Below are 17,246 nucleotides of genomic sequence, written 5' to 3'. Positions count from 1 at the left end.
GGCGGCGGCCGGGGCGGCGGGAGCCGGGGCGGCGGGAGCCGGGGCGGCGGCAGGCGCCGGGGCCTTGGCCAGGGCTTCCACCCGTTCGGCCGTGGCCTTGGCGCCTTCTTCCAGGGCGTCCAGGCGAGCCAGGGTCTTGGTCGCGCGTTCGGTCACTTCGGCGGCAACAGCCTCGGCCTTGCCCTGGGCGCCTTGGGCGGCCTGGGCCGTGGCCTTGGCGCCTTCTTCCAGGGCGTCCAGGCGGGCCAGGGTCTTGGTCGCGCGCTCGCTCATTTCGGCGGCAACGGCCTCGGCCTTGCCCTGGGCGGCCTGCGCGGCCTGGGCGGTGGCCTTGGCCCCTTCCTCCAGGGCGTCCAGGCGCGACAGCGTGGCGGTTGCCCGCTGGGCCAGCTCGTTTTCAACCGCCTGGGCCTTGTCCTGGGCGGTTTGGGCGGCCTGGGCGGCGGCCTTGGCGCTTTCTTCCAGCGCGTCCAGGCGTTCCACGGTTTTGGCGGCGCGGTGGGTCACTTCGGCCTGGGCGGCGTGGGCGGCCTGGGTGGCGGCCTTGGCGCCTTCGTCCACCACGTTCAGGCGGTGCTCAAGGGCACGGGCCAGGGCCTGGGTTTCGGCCAGCGCGGCCTTGAGGGCGCCGATTTCGGCGCTGGTGTCTTCCGACGGCCCGCGGTGCATCGCCTCGGCGGCGGCCTGGGCGGCGCGCCGGGCCTCGCGTTCGGCGTCCTTGGTGGTCATGAAGCGGTTGAAATGGAGAATGGCCAGGAACAGCGCCGCCAGCCCCACCCCAAGGGCGATCCCCGATCCCGACGATACCCCCTCGGCGGCCAGCGCCGTTTCCGGCACCGCTCCCCCCAACACCAATGCAGCCAGGACGCACACCACGCCCCGACGGGAAAAGACTGCGCTAACCCGCATGAAAGACCCCCATCGCGATAGGACCCGCGCCGATCCCGATTCCCTCCGGGATCCGCCGATGATTTCGCGGCCAGGGTACTCCGATCGATTGGCGCCTGTCGTCAGAAAAACCGCAATAAGAAGGGGCTCTTTTCCCGCCCAGGACACCGCAACGCCGTGTAGAGGTCGTGTCGGGCGGGGCGGTTTTGCGTTGCAACAGGGCGAATACCCAAAAGACAGGCGCAAAGAAAGGGCGTTACTCGCCGTCCCAGCGCGCGCCCCGCTCCGCCTTGCGAATACCCTGGCGCGCCTTGCCTTCCAGGCGCCGCCGTTTACTGGCGTGCGTGGGCCGGGTGGCCACCCGGGGGCGGTCGCGATGCGCCGCCTCGCGCAGCAGGGCCACCAGGCGTTCCAGGGCGTCGCGCCGGTTGGCTTCCTGGGTCCGGTGGGCGCGCGCGGTGATGACCAGCTCGCCGCCCTGGGTCAGGCGCTGACCCGCGACCTGGGGAAGGCGGGCCTTCAGGGCCTCGGGCAGACTGGGCGAGCCCAGGGCATCCAGGCGCAGTTGAACCGCCGTGGCCACCTTGTTGACGTTTTGCCCTCCGGGACCGCTTGACTGGATGAACCGCACCGACAGTTCGGCCTCGTCAAGGAACACGGAAGCGGTGATGGGAATGCGCACCGGACCAGGGCTTTCCTGAGAAGCGGGAGGGAAGGGCGGGCGTGCCACGCGGGCCGCCCGCCCGCCCTTGCATACGCACGGATCCGGGAGCGATCAACCCCAAGCGCGCCCGGCGCTTGAGGGCAGCGTGAAAAAAACTCCCGTTCCCTACCGTCCGCCGCCCAGGCCATGGACATACACCGCCACCGCCTTGATGTCGCTGTCGCGCAGACGGCCGGCCCAGCCGGGCATCACCCCGTTCTGGGGGGCGCGGATCTGCGACACGATCGCCTCCTTGGTGCCCTTGTACAGCCAGATGGCATTGTTGAGGGCGGGGGCGCCCATCACCTGGTTGCCGTCGGGGATCGGGCCCTCGCTGGTCGAGGCGTGGCAGACCGCGCAATTGTCCTCGAACAGGGTCTTGCCGGGGCCGTCGGGGGGCGTGCCGGCGCGGGTCGCCAGAACGTAGTCGGCCAGGGTGTTCTGGTCCTCGGGAGACAGGTAGTCGAAGGCGGGCATCACGTTGAAGCGGGTATCGGCGTAATTCTCGGTGTCGCGGATGCCATGCATGACCGTGGTCAGGATGTCGTCGGGCGTGCCCCCCCACAGCCATTCGTCATCGGCGAGGGTGGGAAAGCCATAGGTGCCGGCCCCGCCCGCCTGGTGGCAAGGCGCGCAGTTGTCCTTGAAGATCACCGCCCCGGCCCGGGTGGCGTAGGCGCGCAGGTCCGGGTCGGCCATGATCTCGTCCATGCCCAGCGTGGCCAGGCGCGCGGTCTTGTCGTTGTGGAAAAGGGCGTCGGCCCTGGCCACCTCGGTATCCAGGGCGGTGCGGCTGTGCCAGCCCAGCAGGCCCTCGGTGGGGCGATCGCCCAGTGGCAGGGCCGGGAAGAACACCACGTACAAAACGGACCAGGCAATGCACACATAGAACACCCACACCCACCACACGGGCAACGGCGTGTTCAGCTCCTTGATCCCGTCCCATTCGTGGCCGGTGGTGGATCGTCCGGTGATCGGATCGTATTCGGGGGTGCCGGCCATGCTTGTCACTCCTCGTCCGGGTCATCGCGCAAGGGAAGCGACCCCTGGTGTTCCAGCCGCTCCCGGTTGGCGGGCCAGAACACCCACGCCACGATGCCAATGAACACGGCCATCAGCCACAGGAGCCACAAGGGCCGCGCCCATGGGCCAAGCAGGCTGGCAAGATCCATCGTCGCGGCTCCTTCTGGTGCAAGGGAAACAGCGGCGCGCGGCCTGGGGCTCAGCGCACCGCGCCGGCCCGGGCCGGGTCGAAGGTGGTGAAGTCAACCAAGGTGCCCAGCATCTGGAGATAGGCCACCAGGGCGTCCATTTCGGTGATGCGATCGGGAACCCCGTCGAAATCGCCGGTGGCCACCTTGGGATAGCGGGCCTTCAGGTCGGTTTTGTCGGCCGTGGGATCGGCCTGGGCTTCCAGGTCCTCGCGGGCGTGCTCGATGGCGCCTTCGAGGCCGTCGTAGGGCACCCGCAGGTGGCTGAGCGTGCGCAGGTGGGCATCGATGTCGTGGTAGTCCAGGTCGCGCATCAGGTGAGGGTAGCCCGGCATGACCGATTCCGGCACCACCGAGCGCGGGTTGATCAGGTGGCGGCGGTGCCATTCATGGGAATACTTGCCGCCCACCCGGGCCAGATCGGGACCGGTGCGCTTGGATCCCCATTGGAAGGGATGGTCATACATGCTTTCGGCCGCGAGCGAGTAATGGCCGTAGCGTTCCAACTCGTCGCGGAAGGGGCGGATCATCTGGCTGTGGCAGGCGTAGCAGCCCTCGCGCACGTAAATGTCGCGCCCCGCCAGCTCCAGCGGCGTGTAGGGGCGCACGCCATCCACCTTTTCGATGGTCGAGGCAATGGTGAACAGGGGGACGATCTCGACGATACCGCCGATGATCACGGTGAGAATGATCCCGACGACCAGCAGCAGCACGCTGGTTTCCAGGCGTTCGTGATGGCGAACAATGCTCATGGCCGGATCCCTCCCCCTAGCTGGCCGCCGACGCCTCGGCCGGCGTTGGCCGGGCCTCGGCCGGACGCGCGGACCCGGCGATGGTGCGGGCAAGGTTGTAAACCATGATCAAGGCACCGGCGACGAACAAAAGCCCCCCCGTGGCCCGGATGACGTAGTAGGGGTGCATGGCCTTGACGGATTCCAGGAACGAGTACTGGAGGAAGCCCATTTCGTCGTAGGCCCGCCACATCAGGCCCTGCATGATGCCCGACACCCACATGGCGGTGATGTACAAGACGATGCCAATGGTCGCGATCCAGAAATGCAGGCTGACCAGCGGCACCGAGTAAAGGCCGGGGCGCTTCCACAAGACGGGGACCAGGTAGTAAAGCGACCCGAACGAGATGAAGGCCACCCATCCCAGCGCGCCCGAATGCACGTGGCCCACCGTCCAGTCGGTGTAGTGGGACAAGGCGTTGACCGCCTTGATCGCCATCATCGGCCCTTCAAAGGTGGACATGCCATAAAAGGCGATCGACACCACCAGGAACCGCAAGACCGGATCGGTGCGCAGCTTGTCCCAGGCCCCCGACAGGGTCATCAGGCCATTGATCATGCCCCCCCACGAGGGCATCCACAGCATGATGGAAAACACCATGCCCAGGGTTTGCGTCCAGTCGGGCAGGGCGGTGTGGTGCAGGTGGTGGGGGCCGGCCCAGATGTAAAGGAAGATCAGGGCCCAGAAGTGCACGATCGACAGGCGGTAGGAATAAACGGGACGCTGGGCCTGCTTGGGCACGAAATAATACATGATGGCCAGGAACCCGGCGGTCAGGAAGAACCCGACGGCGTTGTGCCCGTACCACCATTGGGTCATGGCGTCCTGGACCCCGGCGAAGAAACTATAGCTTTTGGTCCAACTGTCGCCGCCAAACAGCACCACCGGCAAGGCCATGTTGTTGCCCAGGTGCAAAAGCGCCACGGTGATGATGAAGGCAAGATAGAACCAGTTGGCCACGTAGATGTGCGGCTCGCGCCGCTTGATCAAGGTGCCGGCGAAGATGGTCAGGTACAAAAGCCAGACCACGGCCAGGTAAAGATCGGCGTACCATTCGGGTTCGGCGTATTCGCGCGATTGCGTGATGCCCATCAGGTAGCCGCTGCCGGCGAGCAGCAAGAACCCCTGGTAGCCCCAGAACACGATCCAGGCGAGAAGAGGCCCCCCGTAGAGGGCGGCGCGACTGGTGCGCTGGACCACGTAGAGCGAAGTCCCCAGCAGCACGTTGCCGCCGAACGCGAAAATCACGACCGAGGTGTGCAAGGGGCGCACGCGTCCGAACGTGGTCCAGGGGGTATCCAGGTTCAACGCGGGGAAGGCCAGTTGCCAGGCGATGAAGTCGCCCGCCATGAACCCGATCACGCCCCACGCCAGGGCGGCCAGCACGAAAGCCTTGACCACGCCTTCGTGATAGGGGCCTGTATCGGTGCGCGCCCCTGGCGCGTTTGTTTGCAGCGTCACGGTCGCCTCCTCGTTGACGCGCACGGCGCGCCGGGGTGGGGTGCAGGCCCGTTTGCGCGGGCTCATGGCCTGGGGCCCCGGGCCGACCCGAAGGCCGGTCGGGCGGGGCCGGGTTCACAGTAGGCGCGGGCGGCACGCCCGCCATTGATCTGCCTCAATCAGACCCCCTTTCGACTAGGGTTCTATCCGGTCTTTTTGAGTTGTTCTTTCTTTTCGCGCCGTTCCGTTTTCCGGCGCTTGCCGTCTCCCGTTGCTTTGGATCCCACGCGATGACCGAACCGACCGTTGCTTCCCCCTTGTCCCTTCCCGTGGTTCATCTGTTGCCCGGGCATGCCCGCCGGGTGCGTCAGGGGCATCCGTGGGTGTTTTCAAACGAGATCGCGATGGACGGCGGGGCCAAGGGGCTGGAGCCGGGCACGCTGGTTGTGATCCGCGACGCGGGCGAGGAAGCGCTGGCGGTGGCCACGTTCAACCCGCATTCGCTGATCGCGGCGCGAATCCTGGACCGCGATCCAAGGGCGGTGATCGACGAGGCGTGGCTGGCCGGGCGGCTGGCGCGGGCGGTGGCCTTGCGCGCGCGCCTGGGCAACGCGCCCTTCGATCGTCTGGTGCATGGCGAGGCCGATGGCCTGCCGGGCCTGATCGTCGATCGCCTGGGCGACGTGCTGGCGGTGCAGGTCAACACGGCGGGCATGGAGCGCCTGACGCCCCTGTTGATTCCGGTGCTGGTCGAGGCCCTGGCGCCCTCGGCGATCGTGCTGCTCAACGACACCCCGGCCCGGGCGCTGGAAGGCCTGCCCCAGGAAACCCGGCTGGCTCATGGCGCCGTGGACGGCGCGGTGCCCGTGACGGAAAACGGCTTCACCTACTACGCCGATGTCCTGGAGGGGCAGAAGACCGGCTGGTTCTTCGATCAGCGGGCCAACCGGGCGTTCGTGGCCGGACTGGCGGCGGGCGAGACGGTGCTGGATGTGTGCACCTATGCCGGGGGCTTCGGGCTGCTGGCGCTGGCGCGCGGCGCGCGCTCGGCCCTGCTGGTTGACCGGGCGGCGGCCGGCCTGGAGCTGGCGCGACGCGCGGCGGCCGGGGCCGGCCTGGACGCGGGGCTGACCACCGAAACCGGCGAGGCGTTCGCGGTGCTGGAGCGCCTCGCGCGCGAGGGCCGGCGCTTTGGCGTCGTGGTCTGCGATCCGCCCGCCTTCGCCAAGAGCCGCAAGGATCAAGGCGCGGCGGCCAAAGGATATCGAAAAATGGCACGCCTCGCGGCCGGCCTTGTCAAGCCGGGCGGCTTTCTTTTCACGGCTTCTTGTAGTCATCACATGCCCGCCGACCGCTTTTTTGAAGAAACGGCGCATGGTTTGGGGCAGGCGGGACGCTCGGGACGCTTGTTGCGCGCGGCCGGCGCCGGGCCCGATCACCCCATTCACCCCGCCCTTCCCGAGTCCGCGTACCTGAAGACCCTGACCTGGGTTCTGGACTAATTTCTGTAGGACAAAAGACTCTCTTTGTTTCGCGTAGGAACAATATTGAAAAAATCCAACGCAGTGCCAAAAGGGGGGCGACATCTTTTCGGGTGGTACGGTTGTAGCCCATCCAAAAGGATTGAATTGGGGTAAGCTGTTCTTGGCCGTGCGCGGCCCGTTATCCGACCGGCGGTCGGTCGGGAGATTTTGACTTGTCTTCTAGTCCATCTCCCGGCAGTCTGCGCCCGTTTGTGGCCCGCTGGACGGCTTTGTTGTTGCTTGACGTCGCTGTCCCAGGGTGCGGTGCCGGACGGGAGGCCGGCCCCTGATGCCGCAACCAATGCAGAAGTCCCTATCGAGGAACGGCACGACAACAAGGGTCGGCTCGCCGGGGAATGACAGACGGGCTGCTGGCGTCGCGATGGTCGCGGCGTCGGCACGGGAACCGCTAGAAGGGGTGGTGGTGACGAATGGATAACGGTGAGGTATTTTCAGGTCTGGTCAAGACCACGGGGCGCGCAAGCGACGCCGATCGCCATGTGGGGCGACGCATTCGTGAACGCCGGGTGATGCTGGGGCTCTCCCAGCAGCAGATGGCGGACATGATCGGGGTTACGTACCAGCAGGCCCACAAGTATGAACGGGGCATCAACCGGATTTCGGCCGGACGATTGTATGAAATCGCCCAGGTTCTCGGGGTTCCGGTGAACTTCTTCTTCGATGGCCTGGACCAGGAAGAAGAAGGACCCGTCAGCGCGCGTCAGCGGATGTGCCTGGAACTCGCGCGGAACTTCGTGATGATCCAAAACGACCGTCACCGCGAGGCGCTGACCCAGATGGCCCGTGCCCTGGCCAGCCAGGCGGGAACGGAAACGCGGGCCGAAGCCACCGAAGAGTGTTCCTGATCCCGCCCGGCCGGGGTTCCGTCAGCCGGGAACGGCGCGGGTGTCCTCGATCACCTTGCCGTCGTTGGGCAAGGTGCCGGGGCGCGTGAATGCGATGGTGGCGCGCAGCTTGGTCAAGGCGCGGGTGGTTTCGCCCACGGCCTCGGCCGGGCCGGTGCCATCGTTGGTTTCGCAGATCAGGGTCATCAGGTCCGGACCAGCCTCGCCCTCGCGCGAGACCACGAGGCGGGCACGCAGAAGCTCGGGGTGGCGCCGGGTGACCTCGGCCACCTGCTCGGGGTGCACGAACATCCCCTTCACCTTGGTGGTCTGGTCGGCCCGTCCCATCCAGCCCTTGAGACGGACATTCGTGCGCTCGTCGGGGGGAACCTCGGTGAGCACGGCCGACAGGTCGCCGGTGGCAAAGCGGATCAGCGGGTATTCGGGGGTGAAGGTGGTGATCACCACTTCGCCCACCTCGCCCGGAGCGACGGGATCGCCGGTTCCCGGACGCACGATTTCCAAGATCAGCCCCTCGTCCAGGATCATCCCTAGGGCGTTCCCCTCGGCGTCGGGGGCCTCGTAGGCGATCAAGCCCAGGTCGGCGGTGCAATAGCACTGACTGACCATGATCCCCCGGGCCTTGAAGGCGGCGCGCTGGGCGGGAAGGTAGGCTTCCCCCGACACCAGGCCCACCCGCAGCGACGAGACATCGGCCCCGGCCTGGTCCGCCTTGTCGAGCAAGATGGCGAGAAACGAGGGCGTGCCGGTGTACACCCCGGGACGCAGGGCGGTCATGGCCTGGATCTGCTGCTCGGTCTGTCCGGTGCCGGCGGGAAAAACCCGGCAGCCCAGCGCGCGCGCGCCGTCGTCGAAGATCCATCCCCCCGGCGTGAAGTGATACGAAAACGTGTTGTGGACCAGGTCGCCCCCGCGCACGCCGGCGGCGAACAGGGCGCGTGCCATGCGCCAGGTATCCGGCCGGGCGCCCTCGGGATCGTAGATCGGCCCGGGGGATTGCAAGATACGGCCCAGGACGGCCCCCCGGGGCACCAGGCCCCCGAACGGCGGCTCGCCGGCTTGCAGGTCGATCAGGGCGGATTTGCGGGTCAGGGGCAACGCGGCCAGGGCCGCGCGTGTTTTCACGGCGGCCGGGTCCACGTCGGCCAGCGCGCGCGTGTAATAGGGCGTGGTGGCCTTGGCGTGGGCGATCAGGCGGGGCAGGGCCGCCATCAAGGCGCGTTCACGCTGGGGGGCGGGGCGGCTTTCCAGGGCGTCGTAGGGCAAGGTCATGGGCGGGCCTCGGAGAGAAGGGGCACAAGGACGGGCCTACAGCCAGCGCTTGCGGCGCTTGTAGGATTTCAGGTTCTTGAACGATCGCCGATGCGCGCCGCCGCCGCCCAGGTAGAACTCCTTCACGTCCTCGTTGTCCATCAGCGCGGGCGCCGAGCCATCCATCACCACCTTGCCCGATTCCATGATGTAGCCGAACGAGGCGGCGCCCAGGGCCATGCGCGCGTTTTGCTCCACCAGGAGCAAGGTGATCCCCAGTTCCCGGTTCAAGGTGCGGATGATCGAGAACACTTCCTTGACCAGAAGCGGCGACAGGCCCATCGACGGCTCGTCGAGCAAGATCAGGCGCGGGCGGGCCATCATGGCGCGGCCGATGGCCAGCATCTGCTGCTCGCCCCCCGACAGATAGCCGGCAAGGCCCGTGCGTTCGCGCAGACGCGGGAAGTAGTCCAGCACCATGTCGATGTCGCGGCGCTGGGCGCGGGCCCCGTCCGTGCGGGTGAAGGCGCCCAGGCGGAGGTTTTCGATCACCGTCATGTCCTCGACGATGCGCCGGCCCTCCATGACCTGGAAAATGCCCCGGCGCACGATCGATTCCGGGGCGGCGTTGGCGATGGGTTCGCCCATGAAGCGGATGTCGCCCCGCGTGACCTTGCCGTTTTCGGTGCGCAGAAGGCCCGAGATGGCTTTCAAGGTGGTGCTTTTGCCGGCCCCGTTGGGACCCAGCAAGGTCACGATCTCGCCTTGGGGCACGGCCAGCGACACGCCCCGGAGAACCAAGATCACGTCGTCGTAAATGACTTCGATGTTGTTGACGCTGAGCAGCGGCTCGGCGCTGGCGCCGGGGGCCACGGGCGGGGTCGCGACAGGGGTGGGCGCAGGGGCGGGGGCAGGGGCGGCCATGGCGGGTTCGGCTCCCGGGCAGGAAGGACAAGGGGCGAGGGGGGCGACGCGCCCCCCCCGGGAGGCAGGGACGAACGGATCAGTAGCCCAGCCACTCGGCCCGGCGGGGCAAGGTGGATTCGGCGATCTTGTGGATCGACACCGCGCCATCCTTGTACGACCCCTGGTAGATGAAGGTGGTCATGGTGCCGCGATGGTCCTCGGCGGTCCAGGTCGAGGGGATGCACACCCCTTCCAGGCCCTTGGGCACCCAATCGGCGTGGGCGTACATGCCCTTCTTGATGTTTTCGCCGGTGATGCCGCCGTGGGTCTTGGCCCACTCCATGGCTTCCTTCATGTAGAAGGCCGAGCAAATCCCCCGGATGTAATGATGGGTGCGATACTCGTTCGTGCCGGCGATTTCGTGGACCAGGGCCATGCCGGGCACGTCGTCGTTCCAAAAAGCGTTGGCGGCCACGAAGACATAGCCGTCACCCTCGGGGCCCATGGCTTCCAAGGTGGCCTTGTCGCCGCCCCAGATGTTGGCAATGAACTTCACATCGGTGCCCACGGTCTTGCACGACTTGACCAGCGACACGGTGGACGGCCCCAGGTTGGCCACGTACACGTAGTTGGCGCCGCTTTCCTTGATGGTCAGGCACTGGGCCTTGAAGTCGCCGGGCTTGAGCGACACCACCACCGGCGGCAGCACGTCGAAGCCCAGTTCGGTCGCGTATTCGCCGCAGGCCTCGCGTGGCGCGTTGGGGTAGGGGTGGTTGTCGCCGGCGTGGACGAACTTGGGCCGGCCTTCGCGTCCTTGCGCCTTCCAGTCATCGGCCGCCCACTGGGCCAGCGACCGGCAGCCGTCGGAATAGCTGGGGCCGTAGAAGAAGTTGTAGGGCGCGGGTTTCTGGGTGCGCGGGTTCTTGCCGGTGGGGTCGGTCAGGTGCCCCGAGTAGGAGGCCGACCACACCGGAATCTTGTCCTTGGCCACGAAGCTGATCAGGGCCTCGGTGTCGCCGGTCCCCCAGCTTTGCAGGGCCACCATGTGGTTGCGGCTGACCCATTGCTTGTACTGGCTGATGGCGCGCGGGACCTCGTAGGCGTAATCGACGCTTTCCACGTTCAGGGGCGTGCCGTCGATCCCGCCATGGGCGTTGATGTAGCGCAGGGCGTCGGCGACGCCGGGGCCATACATCTTGCCAACGAAGCCGGTGGCGCCGGTGATGTCCATCAGATGGCCCACGAACACGCCGTCGTCGGCGCGGGCGGCCGGCGCGGGCGCCAGGGCCAGGGCCACGGCGGTGGCGAGGGCGGCGAGCGGCGGCGCGCTCGCAAGGCTGCTGAAGAAGGGTCTCATGGTCGTGATTCCTCCGTGTTTGAGCGGAGCCTTTTTTCGGGCCCCTTGTCTCGGGGGCTGTGCCCCCGTTGTGCTCTCGGGGGGCTTTGCCCCCATTTTACTGTTGCCTTCCCATACGGGTTTACCGGTTTTGGCCCGAACGACAGGGGCCTGGTCCCGGTGAACCCAGGGGAAGGGGAGCGCGACCCCCGAACGGGCAAGCCCCGTTCGGATTAGAGTCCGTCCGTTTCACGCGGAAGCGGACGGACTCCGGATCCCTTTGTTTGAGTTTGTCTTTTCGGAAAAAGCGGGGCCCGCTTTTCCCTGACGAACTCTAATGGGAGAACGGATACAAGGACCAGTAGGCCCGGATCTGGCGCCAGCGGTGCGCGAGACCGTCGGGTTCGAAGATCAAGAACAGGATAATCGCCGCGCCGATGGCCATCTCGCGCAGGAAGGCCAGCCCGTTGACCAGGAAGGGCTGGTTGCCCCATTCGGTTGCCTGGAGCATCCCCATGCCGCCGGCCATGACCTCGGGCAGCAACACCATGAAAATGGTTCCCAGGATCGACCCCTTCACGCTGCCCAGGCCGCCGATGATGATCATGCCCAGAAACTGGATCGACAACAAGATGGTGAAAGCCTCGGCGGAAACGAACATCAGGTAGTGGGCGTACAGGGCACCCCCGATGCCGGCGTAGAAGGCGGCCAGGCCAAACGACATGACCCGGTAGCGGGTCAGGTTGATGCCCATCACCTCGGCCGACAGGTAATGATCGCGCACCGCGACCAGGGCGCGGCCATCGCGGGTGCGCATCAGGTTGGTGGCGAGCACGGTCAAAACGATGGTGATGGTGAGCGCGAACAGGAAATAGGTCTGGTCGGTGTCGAAGGCAAAGCCGAACAGCTCGGGGGCGTTGGCCATGGCCCCCGAGGATCCGCCGGTGAACCAGTCCAGGCGCACGAACAGATCCTCGATGATGAACTGGGCGGCCAGGGTGGCGATGGCGAGGTACAAGCCCTTGATCCGCGCGGCCGGGGCGCCGAACAACAGCCCGACGGCAGCCGCCATCAGCCCGGCCAGCGGGATGGCCAGCACCACGGGAATGCCCCAGGTGTTGTTGAGCCAGGCCGAGGAAAAGGCCCCCACGCCAAAGAAGGCGGCGTGTCCCAGGGAAATCTGGCCGGTGAAGCCCACCAGGATGTTGAGCCCCATGGCGGCCACGCCGTAGAGGCAGATCTGGATGCCCAGCGACAGGAAATAGCTGTCGGCGAACCAGCCCAGCACCGGCCAGTCGGCCAGGCCGGGGAAGGCCAGGGGCAGGCCGACCAGGAGGTACAGCGCCAGCAGGAAGCCGATGCCGATCCGCGCGGTCAGCGCGGTGTCGAACAGGCGCGAATCGTCCTTGTAGCTGGTGCGGAAATCGCCACACGGGCGCATGGAAACGCTGGCCATGGGTGCCTCACACGCGCTCGATGGTCTTGGTGCCGAACAGGCCATAGGGCTTGAGCACCAGCAGAAGGATCAGGACCCAAAACGGGGCGATGGTCAGCATGTTGCCCCAGTGCAGGAACTGGCCATCGACGAATTCGGCGGTGTTTTCCAGCATGCCCACGATCAGGCCGCCGACCACCGCGCCCACGATGCTGTCCAGCCCCCCCAGGATGACGGCGGGAAACACCTTGATGCCGATGAAGGACAAGGCGCTGGACACGCCGTTGACCATGCCGATCACCACCCCGGCCAGCGCGCTGACCATGGCCGAAATGGCCCACGCCAGGGCGAACACGGTTTTCACCGAAATGCCCAGCGACTGCGCCACCTGCTGGTTGAAGGCGGTGGCGCGCATGGCGAGGCCATAGCGGGAATAGCGGAAGAAGGCATAGAAGCCGGCCATGATGAACAAGGAGAAAACCAGGCTCATCAGGTAGGCGGGCTGGACGTTGAGCCCCAGCACCGAAACCACGTCGGTTTCGAAAATGCGCGGGAAAGCCTCGGCCGACTGGCCGAAGATCCAGTTGACGGCGGCGCGCATGAAAATGGACAACCCGATGGTCACCATGATGACCGAAATAATCGGCTCGCCGATCATGGGGCGCAGCACGACGATTTGCAGCAAGACGCCAAAGGCCATCATGAACACAAGGGTGAACAGGAAGCCCACGACAAAGGGCATTTGCCAGTGGACCAGCAAGGACCAGCACACCCAGGCCCCGATCAGCAAGAATTCGCCTTGCGCGAAATTAACAACCTGCGTTGATTTGTAAATCAAGACAAAGCACATGGCGACCACGCCGTACAGCGTGCCCACGATGATGCCATTCAGCAAAAGCTGAAACAATAATTCCCAGTTCACCGGCGTTCCTCCCTTCCCCGTCTCGCGCGGGGTCTTGTGTCGTCGGCTGGTTGCGTGCGTTGGGTCGGGGTGTGGCGGGGGTTCCTTCGTCGAGATCGGGCGCCGGGGGCTCAGGCCCCGGCGTCGATCAGGGTTTCAACCGCAAGACGGGTTTGCAAGCGGGTGCGGGTGCCATCTTGGAAGGTGATCATGGTATCCACGTCCACCGCCTTGGCGCCGTCGTAAAGGGCCTGGATCTCGCGGGCGTATTTCTCGGCGATCACGCCCCGGCGCACCTTGCGCGTGCGGGTCAGCTCGCCGTCGTCGGGATCCAGTTCCTTGTAGAGCAGCAGGAACTTGCGGATGCGCTGGGCCGGCGGCAAGGAGTCGTTCACCTGCTCGACCTCGGCGCGCAGGAGCTTGTACACCTCGGGCTGGGCGGCCAGGTTGCTGTAGCTGGTGAAGGCGATGGCGCGCTGCTCCGCCCACTTGGAAACGATCGACCAGCGAATGCAGATGATCGCGGCCAGGAAGGGGGCATCGCGGCCCAGGATCACCGCCTCGGCGATGAAGGCCGAGAACTTCAGCTTGTTTTCGATGAACTGGGGCGAGAAACGCACCCCGGTCGAGGTCTGGGCCAGGTCCTTGACCCGGTCGATCACCACCAGGTGGCCGTTCTCGGGCTTGATGTAGCCGGCGTCGCCGGTATGGAGCCAGCCGTCCTTGATGTCGCTGGGCGCTCCTTCCTCCTGGCGGTAATAGCCCGCGAACAGGCCCTTGCTTTGTCCCAGGATCTCGCCCACGCCCTCGCTGTCGGGGGCGTGGATGCGCACCCGGGCGCCCTCGAAGGGGACGCCCACGGTTTCGTGATCAATGTCACCCTCGCGGTGGATGGTGTAGGCGCCCGCCAGCTCGGTTTGCCCGTACAGCTGCTTGAGGGGCACGCCCATGGCGTGGAAGAAGCGGAAGGTTTCCGGCCCCATGGCCGCGCCTCCGGTGGCGGCGCTGGTCAGGAAGGAGAATCCCAGGCGATCGCGCAGGGCCCGGAACAAGATCGTTTCGGCCAGCCACGAGCGTTGCCCCCGGGCCAGGGCTTCCTGACCCAGGCGCGAGCCGAGGCGAAACAGGAACTGCTTCAGGGGCGAGGCTTCCATCATGCGCGCGCGCACATCGGCGGCGATGGATTCCCACACCCGGGGGGCAAGCAGGACGAAGGACGGGCCGATCTCGCGCAGGTCGGCCATGGTGGTTTCTTCTTCCTCGACGAAGTTCACCACGGTGCGCGCGATCAGGGCCTGCCCCACGGCGTAGACCTGTTCCATGATCCAGGGCAGCGGCAGGACGGAAACATACTCGTCGCCGGGGCTCTTGGGGTCGGCCTCCAGGTAATCCACGCAGTGGGCCAGGAACGGGCCGGACTGGAGCATGGCCATCTTGGGCCGCGAGGTGGTGCCCGAGGTGGTGCACAAAATCGACACGTCGGTGCCCTGGCCGCGTTCAACCTCAAGGTTGTACAGGTCGGGTTCGGCCCCATCCAGGTCACGGCCGAGCGCCATCAGGTCTTCCTGGCTGATCAGGCGCGGGTCGCTGTGCTTGCGCAGGCCCCGGGGGTCGCAATAGACGATGTGGCGCAGCAAGGGCAGGCGGTCGGCGAGTGCCAGCAGCTTGTCCACCTGCTCCTCGTCCTCGGCGATGACCGCGACCGCCCCGGCATGGGCCAGCAGGTATTCGGCCTCTTCCTCCAGCACGTCGCGGTAGATGCCCAAGGACAGGCAGCCAATGGCGTGGGCGGCGATTTCGCCCCACACCCATTCCGGCCGGTTGGCGCCCAGAAGCCCGATCACCTGGCCGCGCGCGACCCCGAGCCGGCGCAGGCCCAGGGCATACAGGCGCACGATTTCGTTGTAGCGGGCCCAGGTGTAGGCGGTCCAGATGCCGAACTCCTTCTCGCGCAGGGCGATTTCGGTCGGCCAGCGCCGGGCGTTCTCGGCCAGGATCTTGGGGAAGGTGTCGAAACGGGCGACGTCGATGGGGTCGGGGGCGCGGCGGGGGCGGCGGCTCATCGGGCGGCCCTCCGCGCGGCGTTGGCCTCGGCCACGGCCGCCAGCTCGGGGGGCACGGACGGCGGCGGCAGGGGCTCGTCGGGGGTGTCGTCCTCGCCCAGGTAGGCCTTGCGCACATAGGGGTCGTTGATGACCTCGTCGGGCAGGCCCAGCGCGATGCGCTGGCCGAAGTCCAGGACCATGACCCGGCTGCTGATGTCCATGACCACGCCCATGTCATGCTCGATCATGATCACCGTCATTCCCCATTCCTCGTTGAGGTCGACGATGTAGCGGGCCATGTCCTCCTTTTCTTCCTGGTTCATGCCGGCCATGGGCTCGTCGAGCAAGATCAGGTCGGGCTTGAGCGCGATGGCGCGGGCCAGTTCCACCCGCTTGCGCAGGCCATACGACAAGGTGCCTGCCGTGGCCTTGCGAATGGGGCTGATTTCCAGGAAATCAATGATTTCCTCGACGGCGCGGCGATGCGCCAGTTCCTCGTCGCGCGCGCCGGTGAACCAGTAAAGCGAGCCGGTGAGGAAGTTGTTGCGCAGAAGATGGTGGCGCCCCACCATGATGTTTTCCAAAACCGTCATGTGCCCGAAAAGAGCCAGGTTCTGGAAGGTGCGGCCAATGCCCACTTCGGTGCGGCGATTGGCGGGCAGGCCGGTGATATCCTGCCCCTTGAAGAAAATCCGACCCTGGGTCGGACTGTAGCGTCCCGAGATGCAGTTCATCATCGAGGTTTTGCCGGCCCCGTTGGGGCCGATGATGGCGAACAACTCCCCCCGGTTCACTTGAAACGCAACATTGGACAGCGCGCGCACCCCTCCGAAATGAAGCGACACGTCGCGCACGTCGAGAATCGGTTGTTTCTCGGACATCAACGGCAGACCTCCCCACGGGCGCCGGGGGCTCGGATTCTTTAAAACGCGATCCGATTGCTTTCCCGTCCGGCAACGCTCCCTTTCTCCTTAACGCATACGTAAACCTCGGTCAAGCACGCCCCGCCGGGGCAGGGCTTAATCAAGTCCCGTTGAAGGTGTGGCGGGGGTGTCGGGTGCGGTCAGGGCGTCTTCCAGGCGGGCGAGCGCGGCGGCGCAAGTCTGGGCCAGGGGAGAGGGGTGGGGGGTGTCGGCGGCGTCCTCGGTCAGGAAGCGCTGGACGCGCAGCCAGTATTCGAGGGCGGCGGGAAGATCGCCGCGCGCTTCCTCCAGGCGGGCGAGGTCGGCGGCGAGCTGGGCGGCCTGGGCGCGGTTGTCCAGGCCTTCCTCCAGCACCAGGGCCTCGCGCAGCAGCTCGTCGGCGGCGTGCCAGTCCTCGCGGTAGAAGGCCACGGTGCCCAGGCGGCCAAGCAGGCGCGCTTCCTCGGCCCGGTCCTCCAGGGCGGTGACCAGGGACAGGGCATAGCGCCAGTAGGTTTCGGCGCCTTCCGAGTCGTCGAGGCGCACATGCAAGATGGCCAGCAGGTCGCACACGGCCGCCACCCCGGCCCGGTCGCCCAGGCCTTCGAACAGGTCGAGCGCGGTCAGGTAGTGACCATGGGCGCCCTCGACATCGCCATGAACCTCGCGCTGGCGGCCCAGCAGGGCGCGGGCGCGGGCCAGGGCGGCGGGCGCGGGCAAGGTGACGCCCAGGCGCAAGGCCCGGCCCAGGATGTCGTCCACGGCATCGTCGGTGCCGGCTTCCATCAAAAGGGCGCAGCCGTCCAGGGCGTGGGCGAGGGCCTTGCGGGCCGCGTCGCCGGCGTCGAGGCCGGCAAGACGCTCCGCGTGGTCGATCCACGACAAGGGAGGCGCGTCGGCCGGCGGCGGCGGGGGCAGGTCCACTGGCGCAGGCGGGGGCGGGGGGGGCTCGGCAGGGGCCAGGACCATCTCGTCCGGCGATGGCGCGGCGGGGGGAAGCGCGCCGTCATCCGCTTCGCCGTCCCCGGGGAGGGCCTGTTCCCGTCC

General features: G+C 66.8%; 16 protein-coding genes. 2 read left to right on the top strand and 14 right to left on the bottom strand.

The window, feature by feature from the left end; genetic code table 11:
* From ROR02_RS13035 to ccoN, 6 genes are all read right to left on the bottom strand, one after another.
* Window positions 1-909: hypothetical protein (locus ROR02_RS13035; RefSeq protein WP_218032816.1), on the bottom strand; the 909-nt coding region annotated here is incomplete at its 3' end.
* A gap of 235 nt (window positions 910-1,144) precedes the next feature.
* The gene (arfB, locus tag ROR02_RS13030) at window positions 1,145-1,570 is read right to left on the bottom strand and encodes an alternative ribosome rescue aminoacyl-tRNA hydrolase ArfB (RefSeq protein WP_147164479.1); all 426 of its coding nucleotides are present in this window, start codon (window positions 1,568-1,570) and stop codon (window positions 1,145-1,147) included.
* A 147-nt stretch (window positions 1,571-1,717) separates the two neighbouring features.
* Window positions 1,718-2,593, bottom strand: a complete 876-nt coding sequence (gene ccoP / locus ROR02_RS13025; RefSeq protein ID WP_147164478.1) for a cytochrome-c oxidase, cbb3-type subunit III — start codon at window positions 2,591-2,593, stop codon at window positions 1,718-1,720.
* Window positions 2,594-2,598: 5 nt separating this feature from the next.
* Window positions 2,599-2,763 (bottom strand): cbb3-type cytochrome oxidase subunit 3, encoded by a 165-nt coding sequence (locus tag ROR02_RS13020; RefSeq protein WP_147164477.1) that lies wholly within the window; start codon window positions 2,761-2,763, stop codon window positions 2,599-2,601.
* 50 nt (window positions 2,764-2,813) lie between these two features.
* Window positions 2,814-3,554, bottom strand: a complete 741-nt coding sequence (ccoO, locus tag ROR02_RS13015; protein ID WP_147164476.1) for a cytochrome-c oxidase, cbb3-type subunit II — start codon at window positions 3,552-3,554, stop codon at window positions 2,814-2,816.
* A 16-nt stretch (window positions 3,555-3,570) separates the two neighbouring features.
* On the bottom strand, window positions 3,571-5,055 hold the full coding sequence (gene ccoN, locus ROR02_RS13010; protein ID WP_147164480.1) for a cytochrome-c oxidase, cbb3-type subunit I: 1,485 nt from the start codon (window positions 5,053-5,055) through the stop codon (window positions 3,571-3,573).
* 269 nt (window positions 5,056-5,324) lie between these two features.
* Here ccoN and ROR02_RS13005 point away from each other — a divergent pair, with 269 nt between their 5' ends.
* Window positions 5,325-6,536, top strand: a complete 1,212-nt coding sequence (locus ROR02_RS13005; RefSeq protein WP_147164475.1) for a class I SAM-dependent rRNA methyltransferase — start codon at window positions 5,325-5,327, stop codon at window positions 6,534-6,536.
* A 452-nt stretch (window positions 6,537-6,988) separates the two neighbouring features.
* The gene (locus tag ROR02_RS13000; protein WP_147164474.1) at window positions 6,989-7,423 is read left to right on the top strand and encodes a helix-turn-helix domain-containing protein; all 435 of its coding nucleotides are present in this window, start codon (window positions 6,989-6,991) and stop codon (window positions 7,421-7,423) included.
* Between the two features lie 21 nt (window positions 7,424-7,444).
* Here the strand turns inward: ROR02_RS13000 and ROR02_RS12995 are convergent, their stop codons facing one another.
* The 8 genes from ROR02_RS12995 to ROR02_RS12960 form a co-directional block, all read right to left on the bottom strand.
* Entirely contained in the window at window positions 7,445-8,695 is a 1,251-nt protein-coding gene (locus ROR02_RS12995) for a phenylacetate--CoA ligase family protein (RefSeq protein ID WP_147164473.1), read from the bottom strand.
* A gap of 36 nt (window positions 8,696-8,731) precedes the next feature.
* Window positions 8,732-9,520 carry an ABC transporter ATP-binding protein gene (locus ROR02_RS12990; protein ID WP_307725153.1) on the bottom strand — a complete coding sequence of 263 codons (789 nt, stop codon included), beginning with the start codon at window positions 9,518-9,520 and terminating at the stop codon, window positions 8,732-8,734.
* Between the two features lie 157 nt (window positions 9,521-9,677).
* On the bottom strand, window positions 9,678-10,937 hold the full coding sequence (locus ROR02_RS12985; RefSeq protein ID WP_147164471.1) for an ABC transporter substrate-binding protein: 1,260 nt from the start codon (window positions 10,935-10,937) through the stop codon (window positions 9,678-9,680).
* A 313-nt stretch (window positions 10,938-11,250) separates the two neighbouring features.
* On the bottom strand, window positions 11,251-12,372 hold the full coding sequence (locus ROR02_RS12980) for a branched-chain amino acid ABC transporter permease (RefSeq protein WP_147164470.1): 1,122 nt from the start codon (window positions 12,370-12,372) through the stop codon (window positions 11,251-11,253).
* A 7-nt stretch (window positions 12,373-12,379) separates the two neighbouring features.
* Complete coding sequence (locus tag ROR02_RS12975) at window positions 12,380-13,273, bottom strand: branched-chain amino acid ABC transporter permease (RefSeq protein ID WP_147164469.1); 894 nt, start codon at window positions 13,271-13,273, stop codon at window positions 12,380-12,382.
* 110 nt (window positions 13,274-13,383) lie between these two features.
* A complete protein-coding gene (locus ROR02_RS12970) occupies window positions 13,384-15,315 on the bottom strand; it encodes a long-chain fatty acid--CoA ligase (protein ID WP_147164468.1) in 1,932 nt (643 codons plus the stop codon).
* The gene (locus tag ROR02_RS12965) at window positions 15,312-16,178 is read right to left on the bottom strand and encodes an ABC transporter ATP-binding protein (protein ID WP_147164467.1); all 867 of its coding nucleotides are present in this window, start codon (window positions 16,176-16,178) and stop codon (window positions 15,312-15,314) included. The genes ROR02_RS12970 and ROR02_RS12965 overlap by 4 nt, the downstream gene beginning before the upstream one ends.
* 138 nt (window positions 16,179-16,316) lie before the next feature.
* A partial coding sequence (locus tag ROR02_RS12960; RefSeq protein ID WP_218032815.1) for a hypothetical protein occupies window positions 16,317-17,246 on the bottom strand: 930 nt, incomplete at its 5' end.

This window comes from Pararhodospirillum oryzae (assembly GCF_007992075.1).
Classification (GTDB): domain Bacteria; phylum Pseudomonadota; class Alphaproteobacteria; order Rhodospirillales; family Rhodospirillaceae; genus Pararhodospirillum; species Pararhodospirillum oryzae.
This window is presented reverse-complemented; position numbering and strand designations above follow the sequence as displayed.